22 protein-coding genes are annotated in these 25,247 nt (G+C 42.5%); 19 read left to right on the forward strand and 3 right to left on the reverse strand.

The genetic code is table 11. The features are described from left to right. Nucleotides 1-20 precede the first annotated feature (20 nt). Nucleotides 21-632 carry a ribosome biogenesis GTP-binding protein YihA/YsxC gene (yihA, locus tag FO442_RS08070; protein WP_144332649.1) on the reverse strand — a complete coding sequence of 204 codons (612 nt, stop codon included), beginning with the start codon at nt 630-632 and terminating at the stop codon, nt 21-23. A gap of 190 nt (nt 633-822) precedes the next feature. Between yihA and FO442_RS08075 the strand changes: the two genes are divergently transcribed. The 15 genes from FO442_RS08075 (at nt 823) to FO442_RS08145 (ending at nt 17,092) form a co-directional block, all read left to right on the forward strand. Then, nucleotides 823-1,554 (forward strand): hypothetical protein, encoded by a 732-nt coding sequence (locus FO442_RS08075; protein ID WP_144332650.1) that lies wholly within the window; start codon nt 823-825, stop codon nt 1,552-1,554. Between the two features lie 226 nt (nt 1,555-1,780). Next, nucleotides 1,781-2,461, forward strand: coding sequence for an RluA family pseudouridine synthase (locus FO442_RS08080; protein WP_186279989.1), 681 nt, complete (start codon nt 1,781-1,783; stop codon nt 2,459-2,461). 601 nt (nt 2,462-3,062) lie between these two features. Further along, a complete protein-coding gene (locus FO442_RS08085) occupies nt 3,063-3,581 on the forward strand; it encodes a hypothetical protein (RefSeq protein WP_144332652.1) in 519 nt (172 codons plus the stop codon). Between the two features lie 388 nt (nt 3,582-3,969). After that, nucleotides 3,970-4,431: a division/cell wall cluster transcriptional repressor MraZ gene (gene mraZ, locus FO442_RS08090; protein ID WP_144332653.1), complete on the forward strand. Its 462-nt coding sequence runs from the start codon at nt 3,970-3,972 to the stop codon at nt 4,429-4,431. Beyond that, complete coding sequence (gene rsmH, locus FO442_RS08095) at nt 4,421-5,347, forward strand: 16S rRNA (cytosine(1402)-N(4))-methyltransferase RsmH (protein ID WP_144332654.1); 927 nt, start codon at nt 4,421-4,423, stop codon at nt 5,345-5,347. Before mraZ ends, rsmH begins: the two co-directional genes overlap by 11 nt. Further along, nucleotides 5,337-5,846 (forward strand): FtsL-like putative cell division protein, encoded by a 510-nt coding sequence (locus FO442_RS08100; protein ID WP_144332655.1) that lies wholly within the window; start codon nt 5,337-5,339, stop codon nt 5,844-5,846. The genes rsmH and FO442_RS08100 overlap by 11 nt, the downstream gene beginning before the upstream one ends. Beyond that, a complete protein-coding gene (locus FO442_RS08105) occupies nt 5,839-7,941 on the forward strand; it encodes a penicillin-binding protein (RefSeq protein WP_144332656.1) in 2,103 nt (700 codons plus the stop codon). The genes FO442_RS08100 and FO442_RS08105 overlap by 8 nt, the downstream gene beginning before the upstream one ends. Next, a complete protein-coding gene (locus FO442_RS08110) occupies nt 7,938-9,398 on the forward strand; it encodes a UDP-N-acetylmuramoyl-L-alanyl-D-glutamate--2,6-diaminopimelate ligase (protein ID WP_144332657.1) in 1,461 nt (486 codons plus the stop codon). Before FO442_RS08105 ends, FO442_RS08110 begins: the two co-directional genes overlap by 4 nt. Before the next feature lie 61 nt (nt 9,399-9,459). Then, entirely contained in the window at nt 9,460-10,713 is a 1,254-nt protein-coding gene (gene mraY, locus FO442_RS08115) for a phospho-N-acetylmuramoyl-pentapeptide-transferase (RefSeq protein ID WP_144332658.1), read from the forward strand. Next, nucleotides 10,713-12,056 (forward strand): UDP-N-acetylmuramoyl-L-alanine--D-glutamate ligase, encoded by a 1,344-nt coding sequence (gene murD, locus FO442_RS08120; protein ID WP_144332659.1) that lies wholly within the window; start codon nt 10,713-10,715, stop codon nt 12,054-12,056. Before mraY ends, murD begins: the two co-directional genes overlap by 1 nt. 10 nt (nt 12,057-12,066) lie before the next feature. Then, a complete protein-coding gene (locus tag FO442_RS08125; protein ID WP_144332660.1) occupies nt 12,067-12,534 on the forward strand; it encodes a hypothetical protein in 468 nt (155 codons plus the stop codon). 5 nt (nt 12,535-12,539) lie between these two features. Further along, nucleotides 12,540-13,715 (forward strand): FtsW/RodA/SpoVE family cell cycle protein, encoded by a 1,176-nt coding sequence (locus tag FO442_RS08130; RefSeq protein ID WP_144332661.1) that lies wholly within the window; start codon nt 12,540-12,542, stop codon nt 13,713-13,715. Next, nucleotides 13,712-14,815, forward strand: coding sequence for an undecaprenyldiphospho-muramoylpentapeptide beta-N-acetylglucosaminyltransferase (gene murG / locus FO442_RS08135; protein WP_144332662.1), 1,104 nt, complete (start codon nt 13,712-13,714; stop codon nt 14,813-14,815). The genes FO442_RS08130 and murG overlap by 4 nt, the downstream gene beginning before the upstream one ends. Before the next feature lie 104 nt (nt 14,816-14,919). Next, a complete protein-coding gene (gene murC, locus FO442_RS08140; RefSeq protein ID WP_144332663.1) occupies nt 14,920-16,284 on the forward strand; it encodes a UDP-N-acetylmuramate--L-alanine ligase in 1,365 nt (454 codons plus the stop codon). A 1-nt stretch (nt 16,285) separates the two neighbouring features. Further along, complete coding sequence (locus FO442_RS08145) at nt 16,286-17,092, forward strand: cell division protein FtsQ/DivIB (RefSeq protein WP_144332664.1); 807 nt, start codon at nt 16,286-16,288, stop codon at nt 17,090-17,092. 633 nt (nt 17,093-17,725) lie between these two features. Here FO442_RS08145 and FO442_RS08150 read toward each other — a convergent pair. Both FO442_RS08150 and FO442_RS08155 read right to left on the reverse strand, forming a co-directional pair. Beyond that, complete coding sequence (locus FO442_RS08150; protein ID WP_144332665.1) at nt 17,726-18,385, reverse strand: response regulator transcription factor; 660 nt, start codon at nt 18,383-18,385, stop codon at nt 17,726-17,728. Nucleotide 18,386: 1 nt separating this feature from the next. Beyond that, the gene (locus FO442_RS08155) at nt 18,387-20,381 is read right to left on the reverse strand and encodes a sensor histidine kinase (RefSeq protein WP_144332666.1); all 1,995 of its coding nucleotides are present in this window, start codon (nt 20,379-20,381) and stop codon (nt 18,387-18,389) included. A 355-nt stretch (nt 20,382-20,736) separates the two neighbouring features. On the opposite strand from FO442_RS08155, the gene ftsA reads away from it, so the two are divergent. The 4 genes from ftsA (at nt 20,737) to FO442_RS08175 (ending at nt 25,244) form a co-directional block, all read left to right on the forward strand. Next, a complete protein-coding gene (gene ftsA, locus FO442_RS08160; RefSeq protein ID WP_144332667.1) occupies nt 20,737-22,023 on the forward strand; it encodes a cell division protein FtsA in 1,287 nt (428 codons plus the stop codon). A 124-nt stretch (nt 22,024-22,147) separates the two neighbouring features. Beyond that, nucleotides 22,148-23,680 (forward strand): cell division protein FtsZ, encoded by a 1,533-nt coding sequence (ftsZ, locus tag FO442_RS08165; protein WP_144332668.1) that lies wholly within the window; start codon nt 22,148-22,150, stop codon nt 23,678-23,680. Nucleotides 23,681-23,759: 79 nt separating this feature from the next. Continuing rightward, complete coding sequence (locus tag FO442_RS08170; protein WP_144332669.1) at nt 23,760-24,212, forward strand: GatB/YqeY domain-containing protein; 453 nt, start codon at nt 23,760-23,762, stop codon at nt 24,210-24,212. A 90-nt stretch (nt 24,213-24,302) separates the two neighbouring features. Continuing rightward, nucleotides 24,303-25,244, forward strand: coding sequence for an alkaline phosphatase family protein (locus FO442_RS08175; RefSeq protein ID WP_144332670.1), 942 nt, complete (start codon nt 24,303-24,305; stop codon nt 25,242-25,244). The last annotated feature ends 3 nt before the right edge of the window (nt 25,245-25,247 follow it).

The following is a 25,247-nucleotide window of genomic DNA, read 5'->3' on the forward strand; positions in this document are numbered from 1 at the left end:
TTACCTTTTCAATTACCCAATTACCCTTTGCTGTTCGCTAGATCCGTATTGATCTGTTCAATGTAATTCAGGATTTTTTCACGGCCGAATTGAGATTCGCTGGAAGTTGTAAATACCGGCGGAAGCGTTTCCCAATATTTCAACATTTCTTTTTTGTAAGCAGCAAGATTTTTCTGCAATGCCGAACTGGAAAGTTTATCAATCTTCGTGAACACCATGGAGAATGGAAGTTGTTCTTCAGCACACCAGGTCATGAATTCCAGGTCAATTTTTTGAGGTTCCAGACGCGAATCAATCAATACAAAAATATTGATCAGCATTTCCCTTTTTGTCAGGAATTCCGAAATGAACTTTTCCCATTGATGTCTGCTCGATTTTGAGGCTTTGGCATATCCATATCCCGGTAAATCAACCAGGTACCATTCATCGTTGATCAAAAAGTGATTGATCAACTGTGTTTTTCCAGGTTTTCCGGAAGTTTTGGCAAGATCCTTTTTGTCTACCAGCATGTTGATCAAGGAAGATTTTCCCACATTCGATCGGCCGATAAAGGCATATTCCGGTTTCCCGTCTGTCGGACAAAGTTTAATGTCTGTATTACTGATAACGAATTTGGCTTCCTTGATAATCATTGTTTCTCTATTTGCCTGCAAAGTTACGAGAATTTAATCTTATACCTCATGTCACAAGTTATTCCCGTCCAATTAGACGGGACCTGGGTGTGAGTGCTGAAACTTGGTTTTCCAGGAAAATACGGCATATGATGTATTGAATGATTGCATTGGCTGGGATAAGTTTGCAGTAACCAATAAATAATACCTTATGAAAAATTCAAAAACGACCCTGTTTGTTTTACTCTGTTCGTTGAGTCTGTTTGTGTCCTCTTGCAAAAAGGAAGACATCCTGCCGGAGGAACCGGCTCCGACGCCGGTGAGTACCCCGGCAGGAAGCACAACTCCAATTCCAACCAACGCAGACGGTGTCATGTGGGCAATCAAATCAACCAGTTCGGTTCAGGGTTTCACTATTGACATCGGAACAGCAGTTGGGATTTTCATGAATGGAACAACAGATCTGGTGAATGTGGGAACAGTTTCTGTAAATTCAACGAACCTCACGATGTCTTCGAATAACGCGTACACTTTTTCTCCGAGCCAGACGATGCCTGCAGGATTGGATTTATCATCGACTAACTGGGCGGTTACAGGTGGAAATGGTCATGCAGCGTTTACGTATGATGCAAGTTCTTTAGCATTTCCTGTGGGTTCGGCAATAACCAGTTCGGCTACTGTTACAAAAGCAAGCGGGTATACATTAGCTTGTTCTACGGTTAGCGATGCTGATTCTACGTTGTTCCTGGTTGGAAACGTATCTAAAACCATTAGCGGAAGTGCTAATTCCTGTACCTTTTCTTCTTCTGAATTGAGCGGTTTAAGCGCGGGTACGTCGGTGGTGATGATTGTTCCATACAAATTAATGCAGGCAAATGTGAACGGGAAGAATTACTATTTTGGAAAGGAACGTGTTAACCAATTGGCGGTAACAATCGAATAGCGTAAGCTGATTAAAGTGCAGAAACAGGGTTTATTTTCTGAGGCGATAATGTTGCTGTTGCGATAGTGCGGTGTTTTCCCGCGGTTGTTAACAGCCTTTCTTTCGGAAGGGATATCTTGCCAATTCAACGAAATTAAAACCAAAACCAACCTGGAACGTGGGAGTATTCTTCCACGTTTTTTTGTTTCTGAATTTTCGGAATACCTTTGTGCTTCAATTAACAAGTGTGAGTGAAGAATTGGTAAAGGTGCTTTTTGAAGATGAGTGGTGCTTGGTAGTTTATAAACCCAATAACCTCATTGTACATCATTCATACTATGCCAGAAACATCGAAGAAACCTCTCTAACAGAACTCATAAGGGAGCAAGGTTGGGCAGAAGCTTGCCCGGTTCATCGGTTGGATCGCAAAACTTCCGGGCTGATACTTTTTACAAAGCAGGCCGAATGGGTTGCAGATTTTCAGTCCCTATTTGCAAACGGAGCAATTGAAAAAAAATACCTGGCCTTGTTGCGGGGGCATCTGGAAGCCGAAGGAGAAATTGATTCTCCGGTAAAAAATGACCGGGGAAATTATAAGGAGGCAAAAACCCGGTTCAGATGTTTGGAGCACTTTGAGCGCGATTACACGATTCCGCCTTATGAAAAGCAGCGCTACAGTTTGGTGGAAATGATTCCGGTGACCGGGAGAATGCACCAATTGCGAATTCATGCCAATAAGATTGCACATCCGATCATCAATGACCCGAAATATGGAAATCGTCACCACAACCATTATTTTCAGGATAAACTGGGAATCGGGGAATTGTTCCTGCATGCATACCACTTGAAATTTAGACATCCGTTTACGCATGAAGAAATTAGGTTGCGGGCGGAATTACCTGGTTTTTGGGAATTGTTTATTGGTTGACAATTTGTTTTGAAGTGACTTAACCTGTTCTGTCTAAAGTATGTGACGTAATATTGCGTTATTACGTCAATTACCACAAAAGGGTAAAGAAAAAGCCCCGGTATTAATACCGGGGCTTTTCTACTACAACTTAACCTAACTAACTCTTGCGTAAGAGTACCTTGAAGACTTACTGTTTTGCGCTGTTTGAACAGCAAGTGCTCCATATCTTTGACTAACTAATTTCTCTTTTGGTGAATCGACTGGGAAATTAACTCTTGCGAATCTAAAATTCCCAGTCGTATTCAATTCCTTAAAGTCATCCAATACCTGTCAGACAGTGCACCTGTTTTTTGATAAACGGTTTGCCTGAAACAGTTTCTGACCCCTTGCGAATAGTGTTGAGACAAAGGTAATGACTTATTAAGCGCTGCGCAACCGTATAAATACTGAAAATGAAAATGTGGTTTTCCGCAGATAAATCGATTTTGTAAGAAATTTTTAGTTTTAAGTGATTGAAAATTAACGCGGTAATTTTCTGCAATATTTTTTCGAAAATGACTACTTTAACGAAATAAATGGCAAATTTGTTTGCCAGTAGTCACTATTCAGAACCTTAAAGATGGAAAATTCCTTATTTATTACAATTCTTTCACCCGTTTTGATAACCTGTGGCGGACTTATTTCCTGGTTTTTAAAATCAAAGAAAGACGAATTGGTTAATGCTGAAGAAAAAGCGCGGGAATTTAAGATCACTACCTATCGCAAATTATTGGAACCGTTTATCGCTGCATTCACTGTTTCCATTTCGGATGAAGAACGGAATCGTGAAATAGAAAAATTACAATCCCTGGAATACAAACGGGCAATTGTTGATCTGACAACTTTTGGAAGTGATCAGACATTGAAAACCTTCAATAAAATAATACAATCTTTTTATCAGAGTGACGCGTATCGAACCGATCCTGAAACATGGGATACGTACACCGTTAAATTACTGGCGTTGATCAGTGAGTTTTTGCTTGAAATAAGAAGAGACGTTTACTCCAAAAAAACACGCCTGGTCCGATCCGAATTAATCGAATCTATTTTAAAAGATATCGATCAATATAAGACCAGGGTAAATGCCGCAAAAATTTAGATTAACCACCGAAATTCTTTGGTGAAATTGACAAGCAGGATCGGTTTTCTTGCCCTGTTTCATTTGTTTTTTATCTGGTCGACCTTGATCTGGGTATGGCTTCCGACCCTTTATCTTGCCTTTTTTCAAAATAGGTTGATCCTAAACGCTTTTCCGTGTTTTTAATGACATGTATAATCCTGTTAAGCAATCATTTTTTCCACAATTTTTCATCTTCTACCACTTTTTACCACCATCTGTTTAAATCATAAAAAATCAGTAAATACAGTAGTTTTGCGTAAATTGTTGTAACCTTGTGGAGCTTGATTACGTTAGAAGTTATCAACAAAGTGTAATTTGGTGGTAAAAAGTGGGTGATTCTCCCTAATTTTACCCATTATTAATAGCTATGGCTGGACTTGTCGGAGAATTTGAGGTGAAGCTGGACGGAAAAGGAAGATTTCTTTTCCCGGCTGGTTTGCGCAAACAACTCGCTCCGGAAGCTCAGGAACAATTCATGTTGAATAAAGGCTTTGAGGAATGTTTGACGCTTTACCCCATGAACGAATGGGATAAATTGTCGGCAAAATTGTCGAAGCTGAATTTGTTTAAGCCGCAGAACCGTATGTTCTACCGTTTGTTCCATCAGGGAGCAAAGCAAATCGCACTGGATAATGCCGGTCGTGTTTTGATCCCGGTAATGCATATGGAGCGTGTTGGTTTGGATAAAGAGGTGATGCTGATCGCATACAACGACCGAATTGAAATCTGGGATAAGTCCAAATACTTCGAGTTGATCGATGGAAACATGGCTGATTTTGCTGATTTGGCAGATGAAGTAATGGGTGATTTGGGGAATGATGACGAATAATGACGCGACATATCACGTGCCTGTCATGTTACAGGAGTGCCTGGATGGATTGAATATTAATCCGGATGGAATTTATGTGGATGTAACCTTTGGTGGCGGCGGTCATTCCCGTGCGATTTTCGAAAAACTTTCTTCAAAGGGAAAGCTGATCGTTTTTGATCAGGATCCGGATGCCCGTGCAAATGCATGGGAAGCTCCGAATTTCCATTTTGTGGCTGCAAACTTTGCTTTCCTGAAAAATCATTTACGTGTTTTGGGAATTCCGGCAGTGGATGGGATTCTTGCTGATCTGGGTGTTTCGTCTCATCAATTCGATGATGCAAAACGCGGCTTTTCCATTCGTTCCAATGAAGTGTTGGATATGCGAATGAATCAGGCCGGGGATTTTACGGCTGCGAAAATTGTTCAGACTTACGATGAAGAGCAATTGGCAGCTATCTTCCGGAAGTATGGCGAATTGGACCATCCGTTCAAAACAGCGGTTGAGTTGGTGAAAGCGCGCAATAGATCAAAGATCAAAACAACCGGTGAATTGATGGAAGCGCTGATGCCGGTGGCGCCGAAGTTTAAAGATCATAAATTCTTTGCGCAGGTGTTCCAGGCACTTCGGATTGAGGTGAATCAGGAAATGGAAGTGCTGGAGAAGTTTCTTCTGCAAACCGCGGAGGTGTTGAAACCGGAAGCGCGTTTAGTGGTAATGTCTTATCATTCATTGGAGGACCGGTTGGTTAAAAATCTGATGAAACGCGGGAATCTGGATGGTTCGATTGAGAAGGATTTCTTCGGGAAGGTATTGAAGCCGTTTGAAGAAGTGAACCGAAAGCCAATTCTTCCAACAGAAGAAGAAATTCAGCGAAATACGCGTGCGCGCAGTGCGAAGTTGAGAATTGCTAAAAGAGTAGCCGATGGAAAATGAGTACAGAGAACGGGAGGATGTGAATCCAATGGATGCTGTACGGGGCAAGGCATCCCGCACGACTTATTCTACGGAAATTCCGAATGAAAAAAGTGGAAAGAAAAGTGCTAAAAAGGTTGCTGCTGCAAATTCCTCTGCGAAAACGAAAACCACTGCTGCGAAGGTTAAGCCAAAGCGTCAAAATATTTTGATTCAGGTGTTGAACGGGGAGATATTGACAAGGGATTTTGTGTTAAACAATCTGACTTTCATCTTTTTCATTTTGTTGCTCCTGATGTTGATGGTGGCAAAAGGATATTACGGAAAGCAATTGCAAAAAGATATAACTGATTTGCAGGCTGATGTGGATGCACGTACGGCGGAATATATTGAGAATAAAGCGCGTTTGGAGGAATCGACCTCGCGTTACCGATTGGTTCAGGCATTGGAGAAAAGGGGGTTGAAAGAGACGGTCAATCCGGTGAAGGTGATACGATTAAAGCGAAAAGACAATGAGTGATAAAAAAGACTTAATGTGGCGGGCTTACCTGGTTTACATAGGTTTTTTCATTGCCTTGATTGTGGTGATTGTGAAAACGATCATGATTCAGTCTGAAGGCAGCGCTTCTTTGTTTACAGCAACGAAAGAAAAGATTCCAACCCGGGCGGTGAAAAAATACCCGCGTCGCGGAGAGGTGTTGGACCGGAATTATACACCGCTGATTACATCGGTGTCGTTCTTTGACATACACATGGATCCTACGGTAGTGGATCAGGAGGTTTTTGATAAGGAAATCGGCGCATTGTGCAACGGATTGAACCAGGTTTTCCCGGAAACTTCGGCGCGTGACTTTGAAAATTACATTCGAAAAGGAAGGGCGCTCAAAAGGAGGTATATCACCATTAAACTAAAGGCTACGAACGAACAAAGGCATCGCCTGGAGGAACTTCCGATTTTCAATTTGGGAAGAAATAAAGGTGGTTTGATTGATACGGATGAAACGATTTTGAGAAAACGTCCGCATGGAGAAATTCTGAAACGAACGCTGGGATACTATCAAAACAACGGGAATTCAAAAGAATTACGTGTAGGGATTGAAGGGGCTTACAACGAGGTTTTGGCCGGAGAACCCGGTGAGGAAGTGGAGCAGCGTATTTCTTCCGGTTGGAAAAAGACGGGTAAAATGATTCGGGAACCGATCGAAGGGGCAGACCTGATTACTTCCATTGATATGGAAATCCAGGAAGTGGCGCATTCGGAATTGTACCGTCAGTTAAAAAACCAGGGAGCGAAAAGTGGCTGCGTAATCGTAATGGATGTGAAAACCGGTTTTGTTCGTGCAATGGCCAATTTGCAAATGGCTTCGGATGGAGAATATTACGAGTTGTATAACCATGCAATTGGTACGAAAGAAGTTCCTGGCTCAACCTTCAAGCTGGCCTCTTTAATGGCTGCTTTGGAAGATGGGAAAATTACCTTGGATGATACAGTGAATGCAGTGGGTGAATATCAGTTCTACGATCTTAAGTTAACAGATTCCAATCCGTATGGCTATGGTCGGATTACAATCAGAAGAGCGTTCGAATTGTCCTCGAATGTGATCGCGCGGGTAATCAACAATGCGTATCGAAAAGAACCGCAGGTGTTTATTGATCGTTTGCGGACTTTTGGAATCGGAGATACATTGGGTGTTGCTATCCAGGGTGAACCAAGACCAACATTACCTTCTCCGGGAACAAAGAACTGGTCCGGAATTTCATTGCCTTGGATGTCGATCGGCTATGAAGTGCGGCAAACACCGTTGCAAACCCTTGCTTTCTACAATGCAGTTGCGAATAACGGAGCCTTGGTTCGTCCGCAGTTTGTGGAGCATATACGTCGAGGACAGCGAATTGTTAAGTCATTTAAGCCGGTAGTGCTGCGTCCGAAAATTTGTTCGGACCAAACGCTTCATTTGATGCAGGAATGTTTAAAAGGAGTTGTAAAGCGTGGAACCGGGAGCGCATTGAAATCGGCTTTGTTCGATATTGCCGGGAAAACCGGAACGGCAGTGGTACAAAACGAGGATGGTCATTATGGTGAAGATGGGAATAAAACCTACCAGGCATCTTTCGTTGGATATTTTCCTGCTGACGAACCGCTTTACTCGTGTATCGTAGTCGTTGCAGCTCCATCCAAAGATATTTATGGGGCTACGGTTTCGGGAACAGTATTCTCTGCCATTGCAAATAAAGTCTATTCCAATTCTTTGAATTACCACAAGGCAATTAACGAAGAGAAAAAACGCGTCAAAGAGGCTCCGCTGATTAAGGATGGAAATATCAATGACCTGCTGGTTGTCCTGAAACGCTTGCATTTGCCTTATCAAATGGATGCTTACAGCGAATGGTCCAGGGTGCGCGTTTCGGAATCACATATTTCGATCGTTCCCCGAAAAATTTCTTCCGCAACCGTGCCGAGTGTCACCGGATTAACTGCCAAAGATGCGGTTTACCTGATAGAACGGCTGGGGATACATGTGTATATCCGTGGAAGCGGAAAAGTAGTTAAACAAACAATTCCCGCAGGATCACCAGTGGTGGCCGGAGGATTAATGGAATTAATATTGGAATGAAAACAGTCAGTGAAATAGCAAAAGCAACGAAAGTGAATCAGTGGATAGGACCTGCTGATGCGCAAATCTCTGCGCTTATTTCCGACTCCAGAAAGGCAACTTCAGGGACGCTGTTTGTTGCTGTAAAAGGAACACAGGTAGATGCACACGATTTCATTCCGCAGGTGATTGAAAAAGGGTGTACGGCAGTTGTTGCGGAAAGAGTGGTGGATGTTCCGGCGCATGTCACTTTGTTGGTTGTTCCGAATACCGCTTTGGCCTTGGGTGAATTGGCACATGCCTTTTATGATTATCCTTCCAGGTCGTTACATCTGGTTGGTGTGACCGGTACAAACGGTAAAACAACCACAACTACGCTTTTACATGATTTGTATACGGGTTTGGGATATAAGGTCGGATTGCTTTCAACAGTGGTCAACTTAATCGGAAAAGAAGTGATCCCTTCTACGCACACGACACCCGATCAGATTGCGTTGAATGCGCTACTGGCTGATATGGTTGCCCAGGGGTGTTCTCATTGTTTCATGGAGGTCAGTTCTCATGCAATTGCACAGCATCGCATTGCGGGATTGGTTTTTAAAGGTGGCGCGTTTACGAATATTACGCACGATCACCTGGATTACCACGGAACTTTTAAAGAGTATATAGCTGCGAAGAAAGCTTTCTTTGATGTGTTGGAAAAAGATGCTTTTGCTTTGGTGAATGCAGACGACAAAAACGGAATGGTGATGGTCCAGAACACCAAAGCCAAAGTGTCCACATTCGCATTGAAAACCCATGCGGATTTCAAAGTGAAGGTTCTTGAAAACAGTTTCAGCGGCTTGCTTTTGACAGTAAACGGAGTCGAATTATGGACTCGGTTGATCGGGGATTTCAACGCATACAATATTGCCGCGGTTTATGGGATCAGCCAGTTGTTGGGTTCCGATTCAACGGAAGTACTTACGGTCTTGAGCAAGTTGGAGGCGGTAGACGGCCGATTCCAGTTCACCAAAAGCGAAACAGATATTACGGCGATCGTGGATTACGCGCATACGCCGGATGCCTTGGAAAATGTGTTGAAAACCATTGAAAATATCCGTACAAGAAATGAGCAGGTGATTACGGTTGTTGGTTGCGGCGGTGACCGCGATGCAATGAAGCGTCCGGAAATGGCACGGATTGCTTGTGAGTTAAGCGATAAAGTCATTTTGACTTCCGATAATCCGCGGACAGAAGATCCGGCTGAAATCCTGAAACAAATGGAAGCAGGTGTTGGAGCGCACCAAAGCATGAGGGTTCTTTCGATTTTGGATCGGGATCAGGCAATTAAGACGGCCGTTTCTCTGGCACAGCCAAAAGACATTATTCTGATTGCAGGAAAAGGACATGAAAAATACCAGGAAATCAACGGAGTAAAATATCCGTTTGATGATTTCGATGTAGTGAAAAATTACTTTGACAAATTGAAAAAATAAGAAAAGCGAAATCTGCTGCGGCGGATGAGCGCAATGAATAGGAAATTTTAAATAGAAGGACATGTTAACATACCTCTTTAATTATTTAGAACAATTGGATTTTCCGGGAGCGGGACTCTTCCATTATATCTCATTCAGAGCTTCAATGGCCTTGATTACTTCGCTGATCGTATCCATTATTTTCGGGAAAAGATTGATTAACCTGCTGCGTCGTCAGCAAATCGGTGAAACCGTTCGTGACCTGGGTTTGGCGGGCCAGATTGAAAAATCAGGAACTCCGACAATGGGAGGAATTATCATTCTTTCCGCTATTCTGATCCCGACTCTTTTGTTTGCAAAACTGCATAATGTGTATGTGTTTACCATGCTGGTAGCAACAGTTTGGCTGGGAGCGATCGGTCTGATCGACGATTACATCAAAGTATTCAAAAAGAACAAAGAAGGGTTAAAAGGAAAATTCAAAGTGGTCGGTCAAATTGGAGTGGGAGTGATTGTCGGATCAATCTTATACTTCCATCCGGATGTGCAGGTTCACAAACGCGTTGCTGCGAATTACCAGTTGCAGGCAGGAGAATCATTCGTGACACACCAGCACTCGAAAGATGTGGTTTCGGATACGATTCCTTCGAAATGGATTGTGACGCGTGATATGACAACGACGATTCCCTTCGTGAAAAACAACGAATTCAATTACAACTGGCTGATCGGTGACATCGACAAATCATACGGTTGGGCCTTGTTCATTCCCTTTGTGATCATCGTGGTAATTGCGGTTTCGAATGGCGCAAATATGACGGACGGACTCGATGGTCTGGCCACCGGAACGAGTGCCATTGCGGGAATAGCGTTGGCAGTACTTGCCTATGTGACATCCAATGTTCATTTCGCGGATTACCTGAATGTCATGTATGTTCCCTATGCGGAAGAGCTCGTAATTTTCATTGCAGCATTTGTTGGCGCCTGTATTGGCTTTCTGTGGTACAACAGCTATCCGGCACAGGTTTTCATGGGAGATACGGGAAGTTTGGCTTTAGGTGGCATCATTGCAGTATTTGCGATCTCGATTCGTAAGGAATTATTAATCCCGGTTCTATGCGGAATTTTCCTGATCGAGAATTTATCGGTAATCATGCAGGTAGGTTATTTCAAATATACCAAGCGCAGATTGGGTGAAGGAAAGCGCATTTTCCGCATGGCACCGCTTCATCACCATTATCAGAAAAAAGGATTGCACGAAGCGAAGATTGTTTCCCGTTTCTGGATTGTGGCAATCTTACTGGCAGTTGTATCCATCGTAACTCTGAAGCTCCGTTAATGAATATTCAAAACAAAATAGTGGTTGTTTTGGGCGCCGGTGAAAGCGGTGTTGGTGCTGCGATCCTCGCAAAGGTGAAGGGCGCAAAAACCTTTGTTTCGGATTTTGGAATGATTAAAGATTCGTTTCAGGCTGAATTGAATGAATACCAATTGGAGTGGGAACAAGGAATGCATTCCATGGAGCGCATCCTGGAAGCCGATTTGGTGATTAAGTCTCCCGGAATTCCTGAGAAGGCACCGGTTATGAAAGCCATTCGCGAAAAGGGAATCAAAGTAATTTCTGAGATCGAATTTGCGGGATACTTCACAACTGCTAAGAAAGTATGCATTACCGGAAGTAACGGGAAAACGACCACAACGATGCTGATTCATCACATGCTCAAAAAAGCTGGATTGAAGGTGGGACTGGCGGGAAATGTCGGGTATAGCTTTGCAAAACAGGTGGCTTTGGAAGAGAATGAAATCTACGTATTGGAGCTGAGTTCGTTTCAGTTGGATGATATGGAAGATTTCAAAGCTGAAATCGCCATCCTGACGAACATTACTCCGGATCACCTGGACCGCTATGAATACAACATGCAATTGTATGTGAATTCAAAGTTCCGGATACTGAACAATCAAACTGCGAATGATTACTTCATATACAACGCAGACGACAAAACAATCATGGCTGAAATCGGGAAACGCTCGATTCCGGCAAAAAAACTTCCTTTTTCATTGACTCAGGAATTTGAAGAAGGCGGATATGTAGCAAACAAACAACTCATCATAAACTTTAACAATCAATTCACTATGTCAATACATGAACTAGCATTGAAGGGTAAGCACAATACCCAAAATTCCCTGGCTTCCGGGCTGGCGGGAAGAATCCTTGATATTCGCAAGGAAATCGTGCGTGAAAGTCTGTCCGACTTCGTTAATGTGGAACACCGTTTGGAATTTGTTGCCAAAGTATGCGGGATTGAATTTATCAATGATTCCAAAGCTACCAATGTAAACTCAACCTGGTTTGCTTTGGAGAGCATGGAGCAGCCGACCGTTTGGATTGTTGGTGGGGTGGATAAAGGAAATGACTATTCCGAATTGTTGGACCTGGTAAAGGAAAAAGTAAAAGCAATTATTTGTCTCGGAAAAGACAATCAAAAGATTATTGATACGTTTTCCGGCCATGTAGAAACCATTGTAGAAGCGGGTTCGGCAATGGAAGCGGTTGCTTACGGATACCGTCTGGCGAAAAAGGATGAAACAGTTTTATTGTCTCCTGCGTGTGCAAGCTTTGACCTGTTCGAAAATTACGAAGACAGAGGAAATCAATTTAAAGAGGCCGTTCGTTCACTTTAATACCGGTGTCATGGAAATTAAAAAGGTTGATCAGCAGGCTCAATTGCTTCAGGCACGAAAAGAATCGCTTGATGCCGCCGAGCGGATGTCCCTGAGACCATTGGGTAAGTTGTGGGGAATGGATGTGTTTACCTGGTATAAACCGGCTGTTGTTGAACTTTCTGCGACAATTTCTACCTTCCCTTTTCCGGTTTTTTGGTTGTCAAGCGAAATCAATATCCGGGAAATGGCACAAGTGGATCCGGAAACGTTGCGTTCCGTTCAGTGGTGTGCTCAATTCGATAATCCGCAACTTTCCATTCCGTCCGACATTATTTCCGGAATGCCGTTGGTTACCGGCACGGAATCGCTTGAAGATGCATTGGAGTTTTTGAAAAAAACAAAACAGGCAAGACACATTCTGCTCTTTACCGTTCAGGGAAACGAATGGAAAACAAAAATGGAGGTGTTCGAAAACTTTGTTAAGCTACATCAGTAAGTAACATGGTACAGTTTTTAAGAAAGCATTTTAAGGGAGATCTGGTGATTTGGGTGATTACACTCATCTTGCTCGGGTTTTCATTGGTTTCTGTGTACAGTTTTGTCCCGATTCTGGTAAAGATTGAGGGTGGAACACCGTTTAAATACTTATTCAAACATTTTATTTACATACTTCTTGCTGTTTTGGCAATGTACTGGGTGCATAAACGCGACCCGATGGTTATTTCCAAAATGTCCAGGATTATTTATTACGGTTCAATTGCCTTGTTGATCTTCACCCTTTTCTTTGGAACAAAAGTGAACGAAGCAGGCAGGTGGGTGAAAATCCCGTTTGTGGGATTAACCTTTCAGTCTTCCGATTTTGCCAAGCTGGCCCTGTTGATCTATGTTTCCAGGATGTTGGTCAAGAAGAAGAATGAAATGAATGATTGGAAAAAAGGCTTTTTACCTGTGATGGCACCGATAGTTATTATTTGTGGGTTGATTGTTAAGGATAACTTTTCAACGGCTGCCATCCTGTTTATGATCAGCTTTACGCTGCTTTTCCTTGGGAGAGTGCCGTTTTCCAAACTGTTTTCGGTCATTTTTGCCGGTGTGCTCCTTTTTTTTATGGCGGTAGGTCTGCACAAGGCACTACCGGAATTGAATATCCTTCCGCGTTTTGATACCTGGATGAACCGGATTTCAAATCGGTATGAGAACAGCGGAGATATTGACCAGGCCGGGAATCTGCAGGCAAACAATGCCGAACAGGCAATTTATTTGGGAGGTTTCCTCGGGCAGGGAATTGGGAAAGGAAAGGTGAAGGAATTCATTCCGGAAGCCTATGCCGATTTCTTCTACGCTTCTTTTGTGGAAGAATTCGGATCGTTTTCAGCCATTATTCTCATCCTGTTTTACCTCATTCTGCTCTACCGGATTATGCGGATTGCACTCCGGTCGAACCAGTTGTTTGAAACATACATCTGTTTGGGAATTGGAATTTTGTTGCTTTCCCAGGCAGCGGTAAATATGATGGTTTGTACGGGGATTTTCCCGGTCACGGGTCAAAACATGCCGTTCCTGGCAATGGGAGGATCCGCCATGATCATGGCGTGTGTGGGAATTGGGATTGTGCAGGGAGTTGCCCAAAAACAAGAAGAAAAAGTTTCTGTCGAATCTGAAGGTGTTTTTGCATGAAAGAATTGAAAAAAATAGTGATATCGGGTGGTGGAACAGGAGGACATATTTTTCCTGCTTTAGCCATTGCTAATGAGATTAAGAAACGGAATCCGAAAGTCGAAATTTTGTTTGTAGGTGCGGAAGGAAAAATGGAAATGGAAAAAATTCCTGCAGCCGGTTACAAAATTGTCGGGTTGCCAATTGTCGGTCTGCAAAGAAAATTAACCGTTAAAAACCTGGCGCTTCCTTTTAAATTGTTGAAGAGCCTTTCCCTTGCGAAAAATATATTGAAAGATTTCAAACCGGAAGTTGTCATTGGAGTAGGTGGTTATGCAAGTGGGCCGACATTGCGGATGGCGCAGCGTTTGGGAATTCCGACTCTGATCCAGGAACAGAACTCTTACCCGGGAAAGACCAATCGCTTATTATCTAAAAAAGTCAAGGCGGTTTGTGTAGCGTATGAAGGGCTTGAAAACGTCTTTCCTCCGGCGACCATTCGTTTAACCGGAAATCCGGTCCGGGAAGAGTTGAATCGTACTTCTATTACCAAAGAAGAAGCGTTTCGGGAGTTTCCGGCATTGGATCCGACGAAACGAACCGTGTTGGTGATGGGGGGGAGTTTAGGTGCACGCACTTTAAATGAAGGGGTACTTCACGGATTGGATCGGTTGGCGGATTCAAATACACAGGTTTTATGGCAATGCGGAAAATACTATTTTGAAGCGATGAAACAGGAGTTGGAGATACGTAAAAAAGCTCCGGTATACTTAACAGATTTCATTGCACGAATGGATGCTGCTTACGGCGTTGCCGATGTCATTGTTTCACGGGCAGGTGCATTATCGATCTCTGAATTGTGTATCGTTGGGAAACCAGCGATCCTGGTTCCCTCGCCGAATGTTTCTGAAGATCATCAGACAAAAAATGCAATGGCACTGGTAAAAAATCAGGCGGCCATCCTGATTAAGGATGATGTGGCCAAAGAACAATTGATTTCAGGCGCTATACAAATCCTGAATGACAACGATAAAATGAATGAATTGCGCGTTGCAATTAAACGAATGGCAAAACCGAATGCAACAGCAGATATTGTGGATGTGATTGAGACAATGATTTAGCTTCCTCCCTTGAGGGAGGATTGAGGAGGGTGGCGCCTGCTCAATACAAAATAACCGGGGAAGGCCATCCCCCTCAATCCCCCTTCAAAGGGGGAGATTTTGGAATGGATTTAAACAACATAAAACGCTTTTATTTCATAGGCATCGGCGGAATCGGGATGTCGGCACTGGCACGCTATTTTAAAGCGAAGGGCTTTGATGTGGCCGGGTACGATAAAACGCCGTCTCCTTTAACGGACGAATTACAGGAAGAAGGCATCGCGATTCATTTCGAAGATTTAGGCAGAAATATTCCGGTTGCCTATCGGGAAGTTGAATCGACCCTGGTGGTTTACACACCTGCAATTCCAAAAACAATGGGAGAATTGGTGTATGTACAGGAAAAACACCGGGTTTTAAAAAGAAGCGAGGTGCTGGGACTGATTACTCAAACCAGCAAAGGACTGGGAGTTGCAGGAACTCATGGTAAGACAACCACTTCTACGATGCTGGCGTATGTATTAAGTCAATCTCATGTGAACTGTTCTGCATTTTTGGGTGGAATTTCTTCCAACTTCAATTCCAATGTATTGGTTGATCCCTCGGCTGAATATTCGGTTATTGAAGCAGATGAATTTGACCGTTCCTTTTTGCGGCTCAAGCCGTATGCGAGTATTATAACGGCAATGGACCCGGATCATTTGGATATTTACGGGACCAAAGAATCGTTTATTGAAGGGTTTCAGGAATACGCCGATAAACATAAGCAGAATCAGTTGTTGATCTACAAATACGGGCTTCCTCTTCGTCAAACCGGATTTAAGGGGATTTCCTATGGGATTAACCAGCAGGATGCCATGGTTTTCGGAACCGGATTGCATTATGAAAACGGTCGTTTCTTGATGGACCTTCATTTCGGAGAGGAAGTCTGGAAAGAAGTTGTTTTGGGTCTTCCGGGGATTCACAATGCGGAAAATGCACTTGCAGTGGCTGCCATGTGCCGGGAATTGGGGCTTTCCGAAGCAGAAATTCGTTCCGGATTAAAGAATTTCAAAGGGGTTAAGAGACGTTTTGAATACCAGGTGCGTACTGAGAAACTGGTTTATATCGATGATTACGCGCATCACCCTACCGAGATAGCAGCACTGGTTTCTTCCATTCGGTTACTTTACCCGGATAAGAAGATAATCGGTGTTTTTCAACCGCATTTGTTTTCGCGTACGCGCGATTTTGAAGCAGGATTTGTGAGCGAACTGGGGCAGTTGGATGAAGTGATCATCATGCCGATATATCCGGCCAGGGAAGAACCGGTTCCGGGAGTCACAAGTGACGAATTGGTCAGGAAGATCGGCAAGCAAGCTACTTTGAAAACGCCCGAACAAGTGTTGGAATTTGCGAATACACTCAAGGAAGGTGTGGTGTTGACAATCGGTGCGGGGGATATTGACCGGATTGTTCCGGAAATGAAGAGAATACTGGAAAAAAAATAAATTGAAAGAGAAACTGAAAATAGCAGCCTGGGCTTTGTTTGCTGTTGCCGTTATCACGGTATTGTTGCTGGCGGGTAAAAATCAGGATGAAACCATCGTTCAGGATCCCAATATTTCGATTTCCGTTGTGGATGAGAATGCGTTTTTAACGGAAAGTGAATTGCTGGTTCGTTTGAAGCGTTTAAATCTTTTTTATCCGAATCAACTCATGAAAAACCTCAATACAAAAGCAATTGAAGAAAATATTCGGAAAATGCATGAAGTAGAAGAGGTGAACGTTTATAAACAATTGGGCGGAAACTGGGGAATTAAACTAAAAGTAAGACAGCCATACGCTCGTGTATTCAACCAGTTTGGTGAAAGCTTTTATGTTGATTCGAAAGGTGCAACCATGGACCCGACCCCTAATTTTACTGCCCGGATTTTGGTTTTCACCGGAAATATCAAAGATAAGTCTGATACGCTGCTTGTAAGTGATATAGAAGCAAATCCGAAATTAAAGAATGAAAGAAGCCTGGACGAGATTTTTCATATTGCGAAGGTTATTCATGAAAACCCGTTTTTAAGTGCTCAAATCAGTCAGGTTCACCGGGACCGATGGGGGGATTTCATCCTGATCCCGCGTGTAGGCGCACAACGAATTGTTTTGGGGCCGGCACCATCTGAGCATGAGATCACTGAAAAATTAAAAAAACTCGTTGTTTTTTATACCAATGGTCTCCCGTATGTTGGTTGGAATAAATACAAAACGATTAACCTGAAATACCACAATCAAGTGGTATGCACCTATTTGCGTGACACGCTTTAACTGTTTGTTTTTAAACAAATTTAGCAAGGAGTCGTTGAAATTTCACTTCACTAAAGTTTAGTAACTTTTTTTTGAGGGGGCAGCCCTCTTAAATATATGCTTTTGTACTTATAGATTTGTCAGTATAAACTTAACTAAGAATTTTTTAAGAATAGATGACACGTAATAATCTACTACTACTTTTTTTCAAGTTGTGTATTTTAGTTCTGTGACACAACAAGATGTTACGTTAAATCATCGGCAAACTGTTCAACTTGGTAGTGGACGCTGCTTTAGTCAAGGTGGCGAAAATGGAGAGATACCAATTGAGCGGTTGCAAGCAACGATAAAAGCTCTTACTGGTTATATTCACGCTTTTAGCGATTGATATTCCCAGTGGGAGCAAGTTGCGTATCTGGTAAGATCCGTTTTCTGAAGTGACCGAATTGGCAATCTTTGAATGACAAAGAGGGTTTACAGGAATATGATATTAAACACTATCACACTGCTACTTTACTTACTGCTGCATAAGGCATATTTAGGCACACACAACTATGCCCCGAAACAAAGAGGTTTTATGAAAATAAGATCTCTTTGTTGTTTGGGGATGGTATAGTTCAAATGTTCAAATTGAACTCTTTAAACCTTTGAAACTCATTTAAGCTGGTCTGAATCCAATAAAAACTTATTTTCCATGCACCACAGGATCAGGCTATTGTTGCGTGCATCCAGGTTCAATTTCTTACAAATGCGCGAGCGGTAGTTTTCCACTGATTTCGGTGAAACAAAAAGCAAGTTTGCGATTTCCTTGCTGGAGTATTTTTTACTTACCAGTTTTAAAACTTTCAGTTCAGTGGGTGTCAACGAATTGATCTCGTCCGTAATCAATTCCATCCGGGGATCAATTTCACGCCTGTCGTGCTGATTTCTCAAAACAAGCGGCAAATAAGTTTTTCCTTCTCTCACCCAATTGATGCATTCCACAATTTCTTCTGAAGTATTGTCTTTGATCAGATAACCTCTCGCACCATTGTAAAAAGCAAGTTTGATAATATCGGTTGTTTTGTGAATGGAAAGGATAATGACGGCTAAATCAGGGTATTGTTGCTGGATGATGGAGCAGGTTTCCAATCCGTTTAAAACGGGCATGTCAATATCCAATAGTACAATGTCGGGATTGAACAGTGGAATGTTTTCCACTACCTGGGAGCCATTTTCATAGGCTTGAATTTCTACATGGTCAAAAGAAGATTCCAGGAGAAATTTTAAACCGCTTCTGAAGATTGGATGATCGTCTGCTAAAATTACCTTCATCCTAAATGGTTATGGTTAGAAAAATTCCCTTATTAGTACCCGTTTTCATCTCTAATCGCCCGCCTATAATCGCTGTTCTTTCATGAATAGTTAAAAGGCCTAATCCGAGTTTATCCTGGGCATCTGAAATACCAATTCCATTATCCCTGTATTGAATGACCAGTTCATCATTGTTGCGTATGATACTTACTTTCAGTGCACTTGCATGGGCGTGTTTGATCGTATTGGAAATGCATTCCTGGATGATCCGGTAGATTTGGGAACTGGTTTCCAGGCCCAGGTCCTTACCGCCCAGATCAAAATCAAAATGACACAGCATGTCGGTTCCGGATTGTGTTTTTTCAATAATAGAATTTAATGCGCGTTCCAAACCGATTTTTTCCAATGCGGTTGGATGCAGTTGATGGCTGAGAACCCTGGTTTGTTCCAGGATATCCCCGATTTCCGTATCAACACCGTCCAGTTGTGTGATCTTGCCGGTAACAAACAAATTCAGTTTGGATTTGACCACGGCCAGGCTTTGACCGATGTCGTCATGCAGGTCTTTGGAAATGCGCGAACGCTCTTCATCGATTTGTTCGATTAATTTTTGCGAAAAAATGGATTTTATTTGGCGTGATTTGCGGACGTTGTAAATATAAATGGCTGCAATTACGAGCAGGAATACCGACAGAACGACCAGGAAAATAAATCGGTAGTTTGCAGATTTTAGTTCACTTCTGGTTCGCAGGATTTTATTCCGCTGTTTCGAATCGGTCAGTGCGTTTTCAAGACGTTCTTTTCCATAGATGGTTTGAAGTCGCGTTTGCTCATTTTCGTTTGAAACCTCCCGGATACTATCGGATAAACTGCTGTATTCGCGTTCCAGGTCGTATGCCAGTCTGAAATTTCCCTGAGCTGATGCCAGTTTGGATTGTAACGCGATCAATTCTTTTCGGAAGTTGGGATCGTTGTAGGATTTCAGAAAGAGCTGAACCGAGTCAATGCAGCGTTTGGCAGTGGCGAAGTCTTTTTGTTCGGTTGAAACCATTCCCCTCATGATATACGCATTGATAAGGAAGAGCGGATCGCGATATGTTTGAACAATTGCGAGCGCAGAATCACTGCTTTTTGAAGCTTCGGTTAACTGTTTGTTATCTAAATAGGAAGAGGATAAATTGATGTATGCAGCGAGAATTCCAGCCGGAAATCCAATTTTTTTTGCCTCTGAAACAGTCTGTTTGTAATGAATAACGGAGCCTTTATAGTCTTTGATCTCATGCGTTACCAATCCCAGGTTATTCAGTACATTGAGTCGCAGTCGGGATTCATTTGTTTCGGTTGAGAGGACGAGTGCGCGTTCCAGATCTTTTTTTGCTTCTTCGTATTTTTTTGCTTTTAACTTGAGCAACGCCAAGTTGTTGAGCAGGTATCCCGTAGCAAATTTTTTATCGTATTTTTCGGATATTCGCAATCCTTTCAAATAACTTTCAGTGGCTTTATCATACATAAGCCTGGTTTCATACATGATTCCGAAACCATTGTATATTTCCAGTTGATTTTCGATGTAGTTTCTTTTTTGGGCCTCCTGAAGAAGTTTCCGGAATCCGTCTTCAGCCTTCAGGGCGTCCTGGTCTAAGGTGAGGAAGTTAAGCCGGATCATGGTGGAATTGATCAATTTGTAGTCCTTTGTTTTTTCCCCGATCGAAATGCTTTTGGAGTAGTATTTTTTTGCCTGGTTTAAATTGTTCGCGTAATAATTGAAACTTCCATAATATTGGTAAACGTATCCGATCTCATTTTCCTTGTGCAGTTTTTTTGCAAGCCGGATGCATTGATTTCCGAGTGTGAACACCGTTGAGCTGTCGTAGTAGGTTGCCTGCTTGATTCTAAGCTTTAAATCTTCAAGTCTTTGCAGGTCAGTTTTTTGAGCATACAAGACCTGAAAGGCCGGGAGTAATAATAGGACAATTAACAGTCGTTTGGACATGGCAATAATTGGTTCATGCGTAGTCATTAAAGTTAAATAAATTTTTTGTTTTCAAATGATGAATGAACTGATAATTAACAAACTAGTTGAAAGGCATTGATTTTACTGGGGTAAAGCGTGGTTTTGAGCTGAAAAAACACGCTATCTTTATTAACAATAGTTGTTTAATAAGTATTCTAAATTCACGAAAAACGCGACAAAATAAAATTTAAGTTTGTACATACCGTATGATGGGTAAGAACCAAAACATCGATATGTGCTGGTTTTTACCCGATAAAGACAAGGTTTAATCGGATAAAATTCTGTTAACTCTGTTAGAAGCGGTCGAATTTAGTTCGGGCGATGAATGCCGGGATGTAGGTTGAAGAAATAAGGAGATTTTATGTCAGCGGGAAAAAAGATTGTAGTTGGATTGGATATTGGAACAACCAAGATTGCATGCTTGGTTGGTACGAAAAATGAACACGGAAAAATTGAAATTATTTCCATGGGTAAGAGCGAGTCTTTGGGCGTTGCCAGAGGAATCGTGTCCAATATTGAGAAAACGGTTCAATCCATTAAATCCGCTGTGGAAGAAGCTCAGAACCGAGTGGACGCAGATTTGATCATTCGTGTGGTGAATGTCGGAATTGCAGGACAGCATATCAAGAGTTTACAGCACCGTGGAATTTACACACGAAATAATCCGGATACGGAAATTGCTCAAAAGGATATCAATGCGTTGATCGATGATATGTACAAGTTGGTGATGCCTCCGGGAGAAGAAATTATTCACGTTTTACCACAGGAATACATTGTAGATAACGAGCAGGGTATCATTGATCCGATCGGAATGATGGGAGTGCGTTTGGAAGCAAACTTCCACATCATTACAGGTCAGATCAATGCGGCAAAGAACATCAAAGTGTGCGTTGATAAATCAGGTCTCCAGGTGAAGGATATCATTTTGGAACCGATTGCTTCGGCAGATGCTGTTTTGAACGATGAGGAAAAAGAAGCCGGAGTGGTTTTGGTCGATATCGGTGGTGGAACGACAGACGTAGCTATTTTCCATGAAGGAGTTATTCGTCATACAGCAGTGATTCCGTTCGGCGGGAATGTGATTACCGACGATATCAAGGAAGGTTGTACGATCCTTCGTCGCCATGCGGAAGCATTGAAAGTGAAGTTTGGTTCGGCACTTGCTTCTGAAAGCCTGGAAACGGAGGTTGTTTGCATTCCTGGACTGCGTGGAAGAGATCCGAAAGAGATCACGCTTCGCAACTTGGCAAGTATTATTCAGGCACGTATGGAAGAGATCATCGAACACGTTCATTATGAAATTGTGAATTCAGGATACGAGAAGAAGATGATTGCAGGTATTGTAGTAACAGGTGGTGGTTCTCAATTGAAACACATCACTCAGTTATTTGAATACATGACCGGTATGACAACGAGAATCGGTCTTCCGACAGAACACTTGGCATCAACGAATACCATTGAAGCGATTACTTCTCCGATGTACGCAACCGGTATCGGACTGGTGATGAAAGGATTTGAAAATGAAGCTCCGCAAAAGCAGGTTGAGTCTGTAACCGGTCAGGTGAAAGGACATTCTACCAAGACAAGAGGAAGTTTCTTTGATACTTTGTTAACAAAAAGTAAAAATTTCTTCGCGGAAGAGGAGTAATACTATATTCGCCACGATGGGTTTTTGATCCGGAATGACAGCAATGAAGCGTTTAACATTTTCAAAAGAAGTTAAACCAATGCATTAAAAAGACAACAATAACAACAACAATAAAAAAAAGCATATGGAATTCGATTTGCCAAAAGGAACAACTTCAATTATTAAGGTAATTGGTGTTGGTGGTGGTGGAAGTAATGCTGTAAACCACATGTTCGATCAGGAAATCAAAGGTGTTGATTTCATCGTTTGTAATACAGACCGTCAGGCCTTGGATATCTCTCCGGTGCCTTATAAAATTCAGTTGGGACCTAGCTTGACTGAAGGACGTGGTGCGGGTGCAATTCCTGAAATCGGTAGAAATGCTGCGGTAGAGAATATTGAAGATATCCGTTCGTTGCTTTCAAGCGGTACCAAAATGGTTTTTGTAACTGCCGGAATGGGTGGGGGAACCGGAACAGGTGCTGCACCGGTAATTGCCCAGGTTGCTAAAGAGTTGAATATATTAACTGTTGGTATCGTGACGGTTCCTTTCGCTTTTGAAGGCCGCCGCCGCCGCCAGCAAGCAGAAGAAGGGTTGGATGTGATGCGCCAGTGTGTGGATACTTTATTGGTGATCAATAACGAGCGTTTGCGTGAAGTTGGCGGCAATATGTCGTTGGCCCAGGCCTTTGCCATGGCTGATAATGTATTGGCAACAGCTGCAAAAGGAATTGCAGATGTAATTACCACAACAGGAGCGATCAACGTGGATTTCAACGACGTGAACACAGTCATGCGTGATTCCGGTGTGGCGATTATGGGATCGTCTGTTGCTGAAGGTGAAGGCCGTGCAATTACTGCTGTACAGGAAGCATTGAACTCTCCGTTACTGAACGATAATAACATCGAAGGAGCGAAATACATCTTATTGAATATTACTTACGGAGATATCGAAGTAACAATGGATGAGATCGGTGAGATTACCGATTATATCCAGGAAGAAGCCGGATCAACTGCAGACGTTATCTGGGGGCATGGTTACGATCCGAGCTTGGGAGATAAATTAAGTGTTACTTTAGTGGCAACCGGATTTAACTCTACGCCGTTCACGGGTTTTGAAAAAGCTCCGGAAAAAACGGTTTCTGTTTTGGAAGACGAGCCGAAGAATGAGATCAAGACTCCTTTGACTTCTCCAACTCACCAGGTTATTCCTGAGAAAAAAGAAGAAGAACCGTTTTTGAAATCGGAACCGAAGACTGAAGAGATCAAATCTGCAACTTCCGGAACTATCGAGTTTGACTGGGAAGTGAAATCAGAAGCGAAACCAATGGTTACACCCATGTCAACTCCTTCTGTAGAAGAGCAGCCTAAGCGTTATTTCTTGGAAGATGAAGCGGAAGCAAAAGTGGAATTGGAAAATGTTGTTCAGAAAGCTCCCGTAAGTGCAGAAGAGTTACAACGTCGTAACCTGGAACGTATGGAACGTATCAAGAATTACAACAACAAATTGAAGAAAGCAGAAGGGTTGAAAGAATTGGAAGATGAACCGGCATTCGTCAGAAGAAATATTCATTTGGACCAAGTCGTAAAAAGCGAAGAATCCAATGTGAGCCGTTTCGGATTGTCAGATGACGGGATTAAAACAAACAACTCGTTCTTACACGATAACGTAGATTAATTAGACTTATAGACTTGAGATGCAAGACTAAAGACAGATCCGTCTATGGTCTTTTGTCTTCAGTCTTAAATCTCAGAAAATGGACTTTACAGAAAAAATAAATCAGGATATCAAGAACGCAATGCTTGCAAAGGAGAAAGAACGCCTGGCTGTTTTGCGTGACATTAAAAGCAAATTATTACTGGAGGCAACATCAGGTAGCTCAGGTGAATTGACAGAAGAGGCAGCAAACAAAATTGTTCTGAAGCTTCATAAGCAGCGCATGGAAACGTATCAGATCTATGTTGACCAGGGAAGAAACGATTTGGCGGAAGAAGAATTGTTTCAGGCTAAAGTGTTGGAGGATTATTTACCAAAAATGATGTCCGACGACGAAGTACGTCAGTTAATTGCTGCAAAAATTGCTGAAATTGGTGCCAGCGGACCTCAGGATATGGGGAAAGTAATGGGGCCGGTAAATGGTCAGTTGGCAGGAAAGGCTGATGGAAAACGTGTTTCCGAGTTGGTAAAGGAAGCTTTGGCCAAGTTATAGTGTATTGTTAAACAAGAGTTTCCTTAGACTCTGTTTTTATTGTTGGAGAATCCTCTTGGCTCAGCCGGAGGATTTTTTGTACCTTGTGGTATGATCTTTCGATTTTTCTCTGTCTTATTTGTGTTCTTGATACTGCTCGCCTGTACGCACGACAAAGTCTCCCCGTATCGGAAGTATCAAACTCAAAATGTAATTATCATCGCCATTGATGGTCCGCGCTACTCTGAAACCTGGGGCGACCCGCTACGCATCAATATTCCGGTCCGGGACAGTTTATCCGCTTACGGAGCGTTATTCACTAATTTCAGGAACCTGGGAGAAACTTTCACTATTCCCGGACATACTGCGATTTGTACCGGAAATTACCAATCCATTGCAAACGACGGATCACAATTGCCCAATTATCCTTCTATTTTCCAGATGTGGCTGAAAAGTACCAACGAAACCTACACCAAATGTGGGATCATTGGTTCAAAAGATAAGTTACGGGTATTGTCCAATTGCCTTTATCCGGATTACCAGGACCAGTATCGGCCATTTTTTAATTGTGGCGTGAACGGCGATGGCACAGGAGGTTACCGGGCTGATTCGGTAACGCTGGAAATCGCATTGAATGTCTTGGCAGCTAATCAACCGAAGTTGATGTTAATTGCATTTAAGGATCCGGATTTTTTTGGGCATCAAGGCGATTCTGCACGGTATATCGATGCCATCCGAAAAACAGACGAATACCTTGGGATCATTTGGAATTATATCCAGAACTCACCTGTTTATAAAGATAAAACCACGTTGATCATTACCAATGATCATGGAAGGCATCTCGATGGGATTTCAGATGGATATAAGAGTCACGGAGATAATTGTGACGGATGCCGGCATATTGAGTTATTCGCATTGTCGCCCGATTTTAAATCCAATGTGCAGTTGAACACACCGTACGATCAATTGGATATTTCCGCCACTATCGGTGAATTGCTTCATTTTCCCTTTTATACCGGGAAAGGAAAAGTAATGACAGAGTTGTTTAGGTAATTG

It is taken from the genome of Fluviicola chungangensis (genome assembly GCF_007558725.1).
Taxonomy (GTDB): Bacteria; Bacteroidota; Bacteroidia; order Flavobacteriales_D; family Crocinitomicaceae; genus Fluviicola; species Fluviicola chungangensis.

Excerpts from the sequence above, each read along its gene's own strand:
- FO442_RS08170 (WP_144332669.1), top strand. The coding sequence starts at position 23,760 with ATGGACTTTACAGAAAAAATAAATCAGGATATCAAGAACGCAATGCTT.
- mraZ (WP_144332653.1), top strand. The coding sequence starts at position 3,970 with ATGGCTGGACTTGTCGGAGAATTTGAGGTGAAGCTGGACGGAAAAGGA.
- FO442_RS08100 (WP_144332655.1), top strand. The coding sequence starts at position 5,337 with ATGGAAAATGAGTACAGAGAACGGGAGGATGTGAATCCAATGGATGCT.
- FO442_RS08150 (WP_144332665.1), bottom strand. The coding sequence starts at position 18,385 with ATGAAGGTAATTTTAGCAGACGATCATCCAATCTTCAGAAGCGGTTTA.
- murG (WP_144332662.1), top strand. The coding sequence starts at position 13,712 with ATGAAAGAATTGAAAAAAATAGTGATATCGGGTGGTGGAACAGGAGGA.
- FO442_RS08175 (WP_144332670.1), top strand. The coding sequence starts at position 24,303 with ATGATCTTTCGATTTTTCTCTGTCTTATTTGTGTTCTTGATACTGCTC.
- yihA (WP_144332649.1), bottom strand. The coding sequence starts at position 632 with ATGATTATCAAGGAAGCCAAATTCGTTATCAGTAATACAGACATTAAA.
- FO442_RS08125 (WP_144332660.1), top strand. The coding sequence starts at position 12,067 with ATGGAAATTAAAAAGGTTGATCAGCAGGCTCAATTGCTTCAGGCACGA.
- FO442_RS08130 (WP_144332661.1), top strand. The coding sequence starts at position 12,540 with ATGGTACAGTTTTTAAGAAAGCATTTTAAGGGAGATCTGGTGATTTGG.
- FO442_RS08075 (WP_144332650.1), top strand. The coding sequence starts at position 823 with ATGAAAAATTCAAAAACGACCCTGTTTGTTTTACTCTGTTCGTTGAGT.
- ftsZ (WP_144332668.1), top strand. The coding sequence starts at position 22,148 with ATGGAATTCGATTTGCCAAAAGGAACAACTTCAATTATTAAGGTAATT.
- murC (WP_144332663.1), top strand. The coding sequence starts at position 14,920 with ATGGATTTAAACAACATAAAACGCTTTTATTTCATAGGCATCGGCGGA.
- FO442_RS08155 (WP_144332666.1), bottom strand. The coding sequence starts at position 20,381 with ATGACTACGCATGAACCAATTATTGCCATGTCCAAACGACTGTTAATT.
- FO442_RS08110 (WP_144332657.1), top strand. The coding sequence starts at position 7,938 with ATGAAAACAGTCAGTGAAATAGCAAAAGCAACGAAAGTGAATCAGTGG.
- FO442_RS08105 (WP_144332656.1), top strand. The coding sequence starts at position 5,839 with ATGAGTGATAAAAAAGACTTAATGTGGCGGGCTTACCTGGTTTACATA.
- rsmH (WP_144332654.1), top strand. The coding sequence starts at position 4,421 with ATGACGAATAATGACGCGACATATCACGTGCCTGTCATGTTACAGGAG.
- murD (WP_144332659.1), top strand. The coding sequence starts at position 10,713 with ATGAATATTCAAAACAAAATAGTGGTTGTTTTGGGCGCCGGTGAAAGC.
- ftsA (WP_144332667.1), top strand. The coding sequence starts at position 20,737 with ATGTCAGCGGGAAAAAAGATTGTAGTTGGATTGGATATTGGAACAACC.
- mraY (WP_144332658.1), top strand. The coding sequence starts at position 9,460 with ATGTTAACATACCTCTTTAATTATTTAGAACAATTGGATTTTCCGGGA.
- FO442_RS08085 (WP_144332652.1), top strand. The coding sequence starts at position 3,063 with ATGGAAAATTCCTTATTTATTACAATTCTTTCACCCGTTTTGATAACC.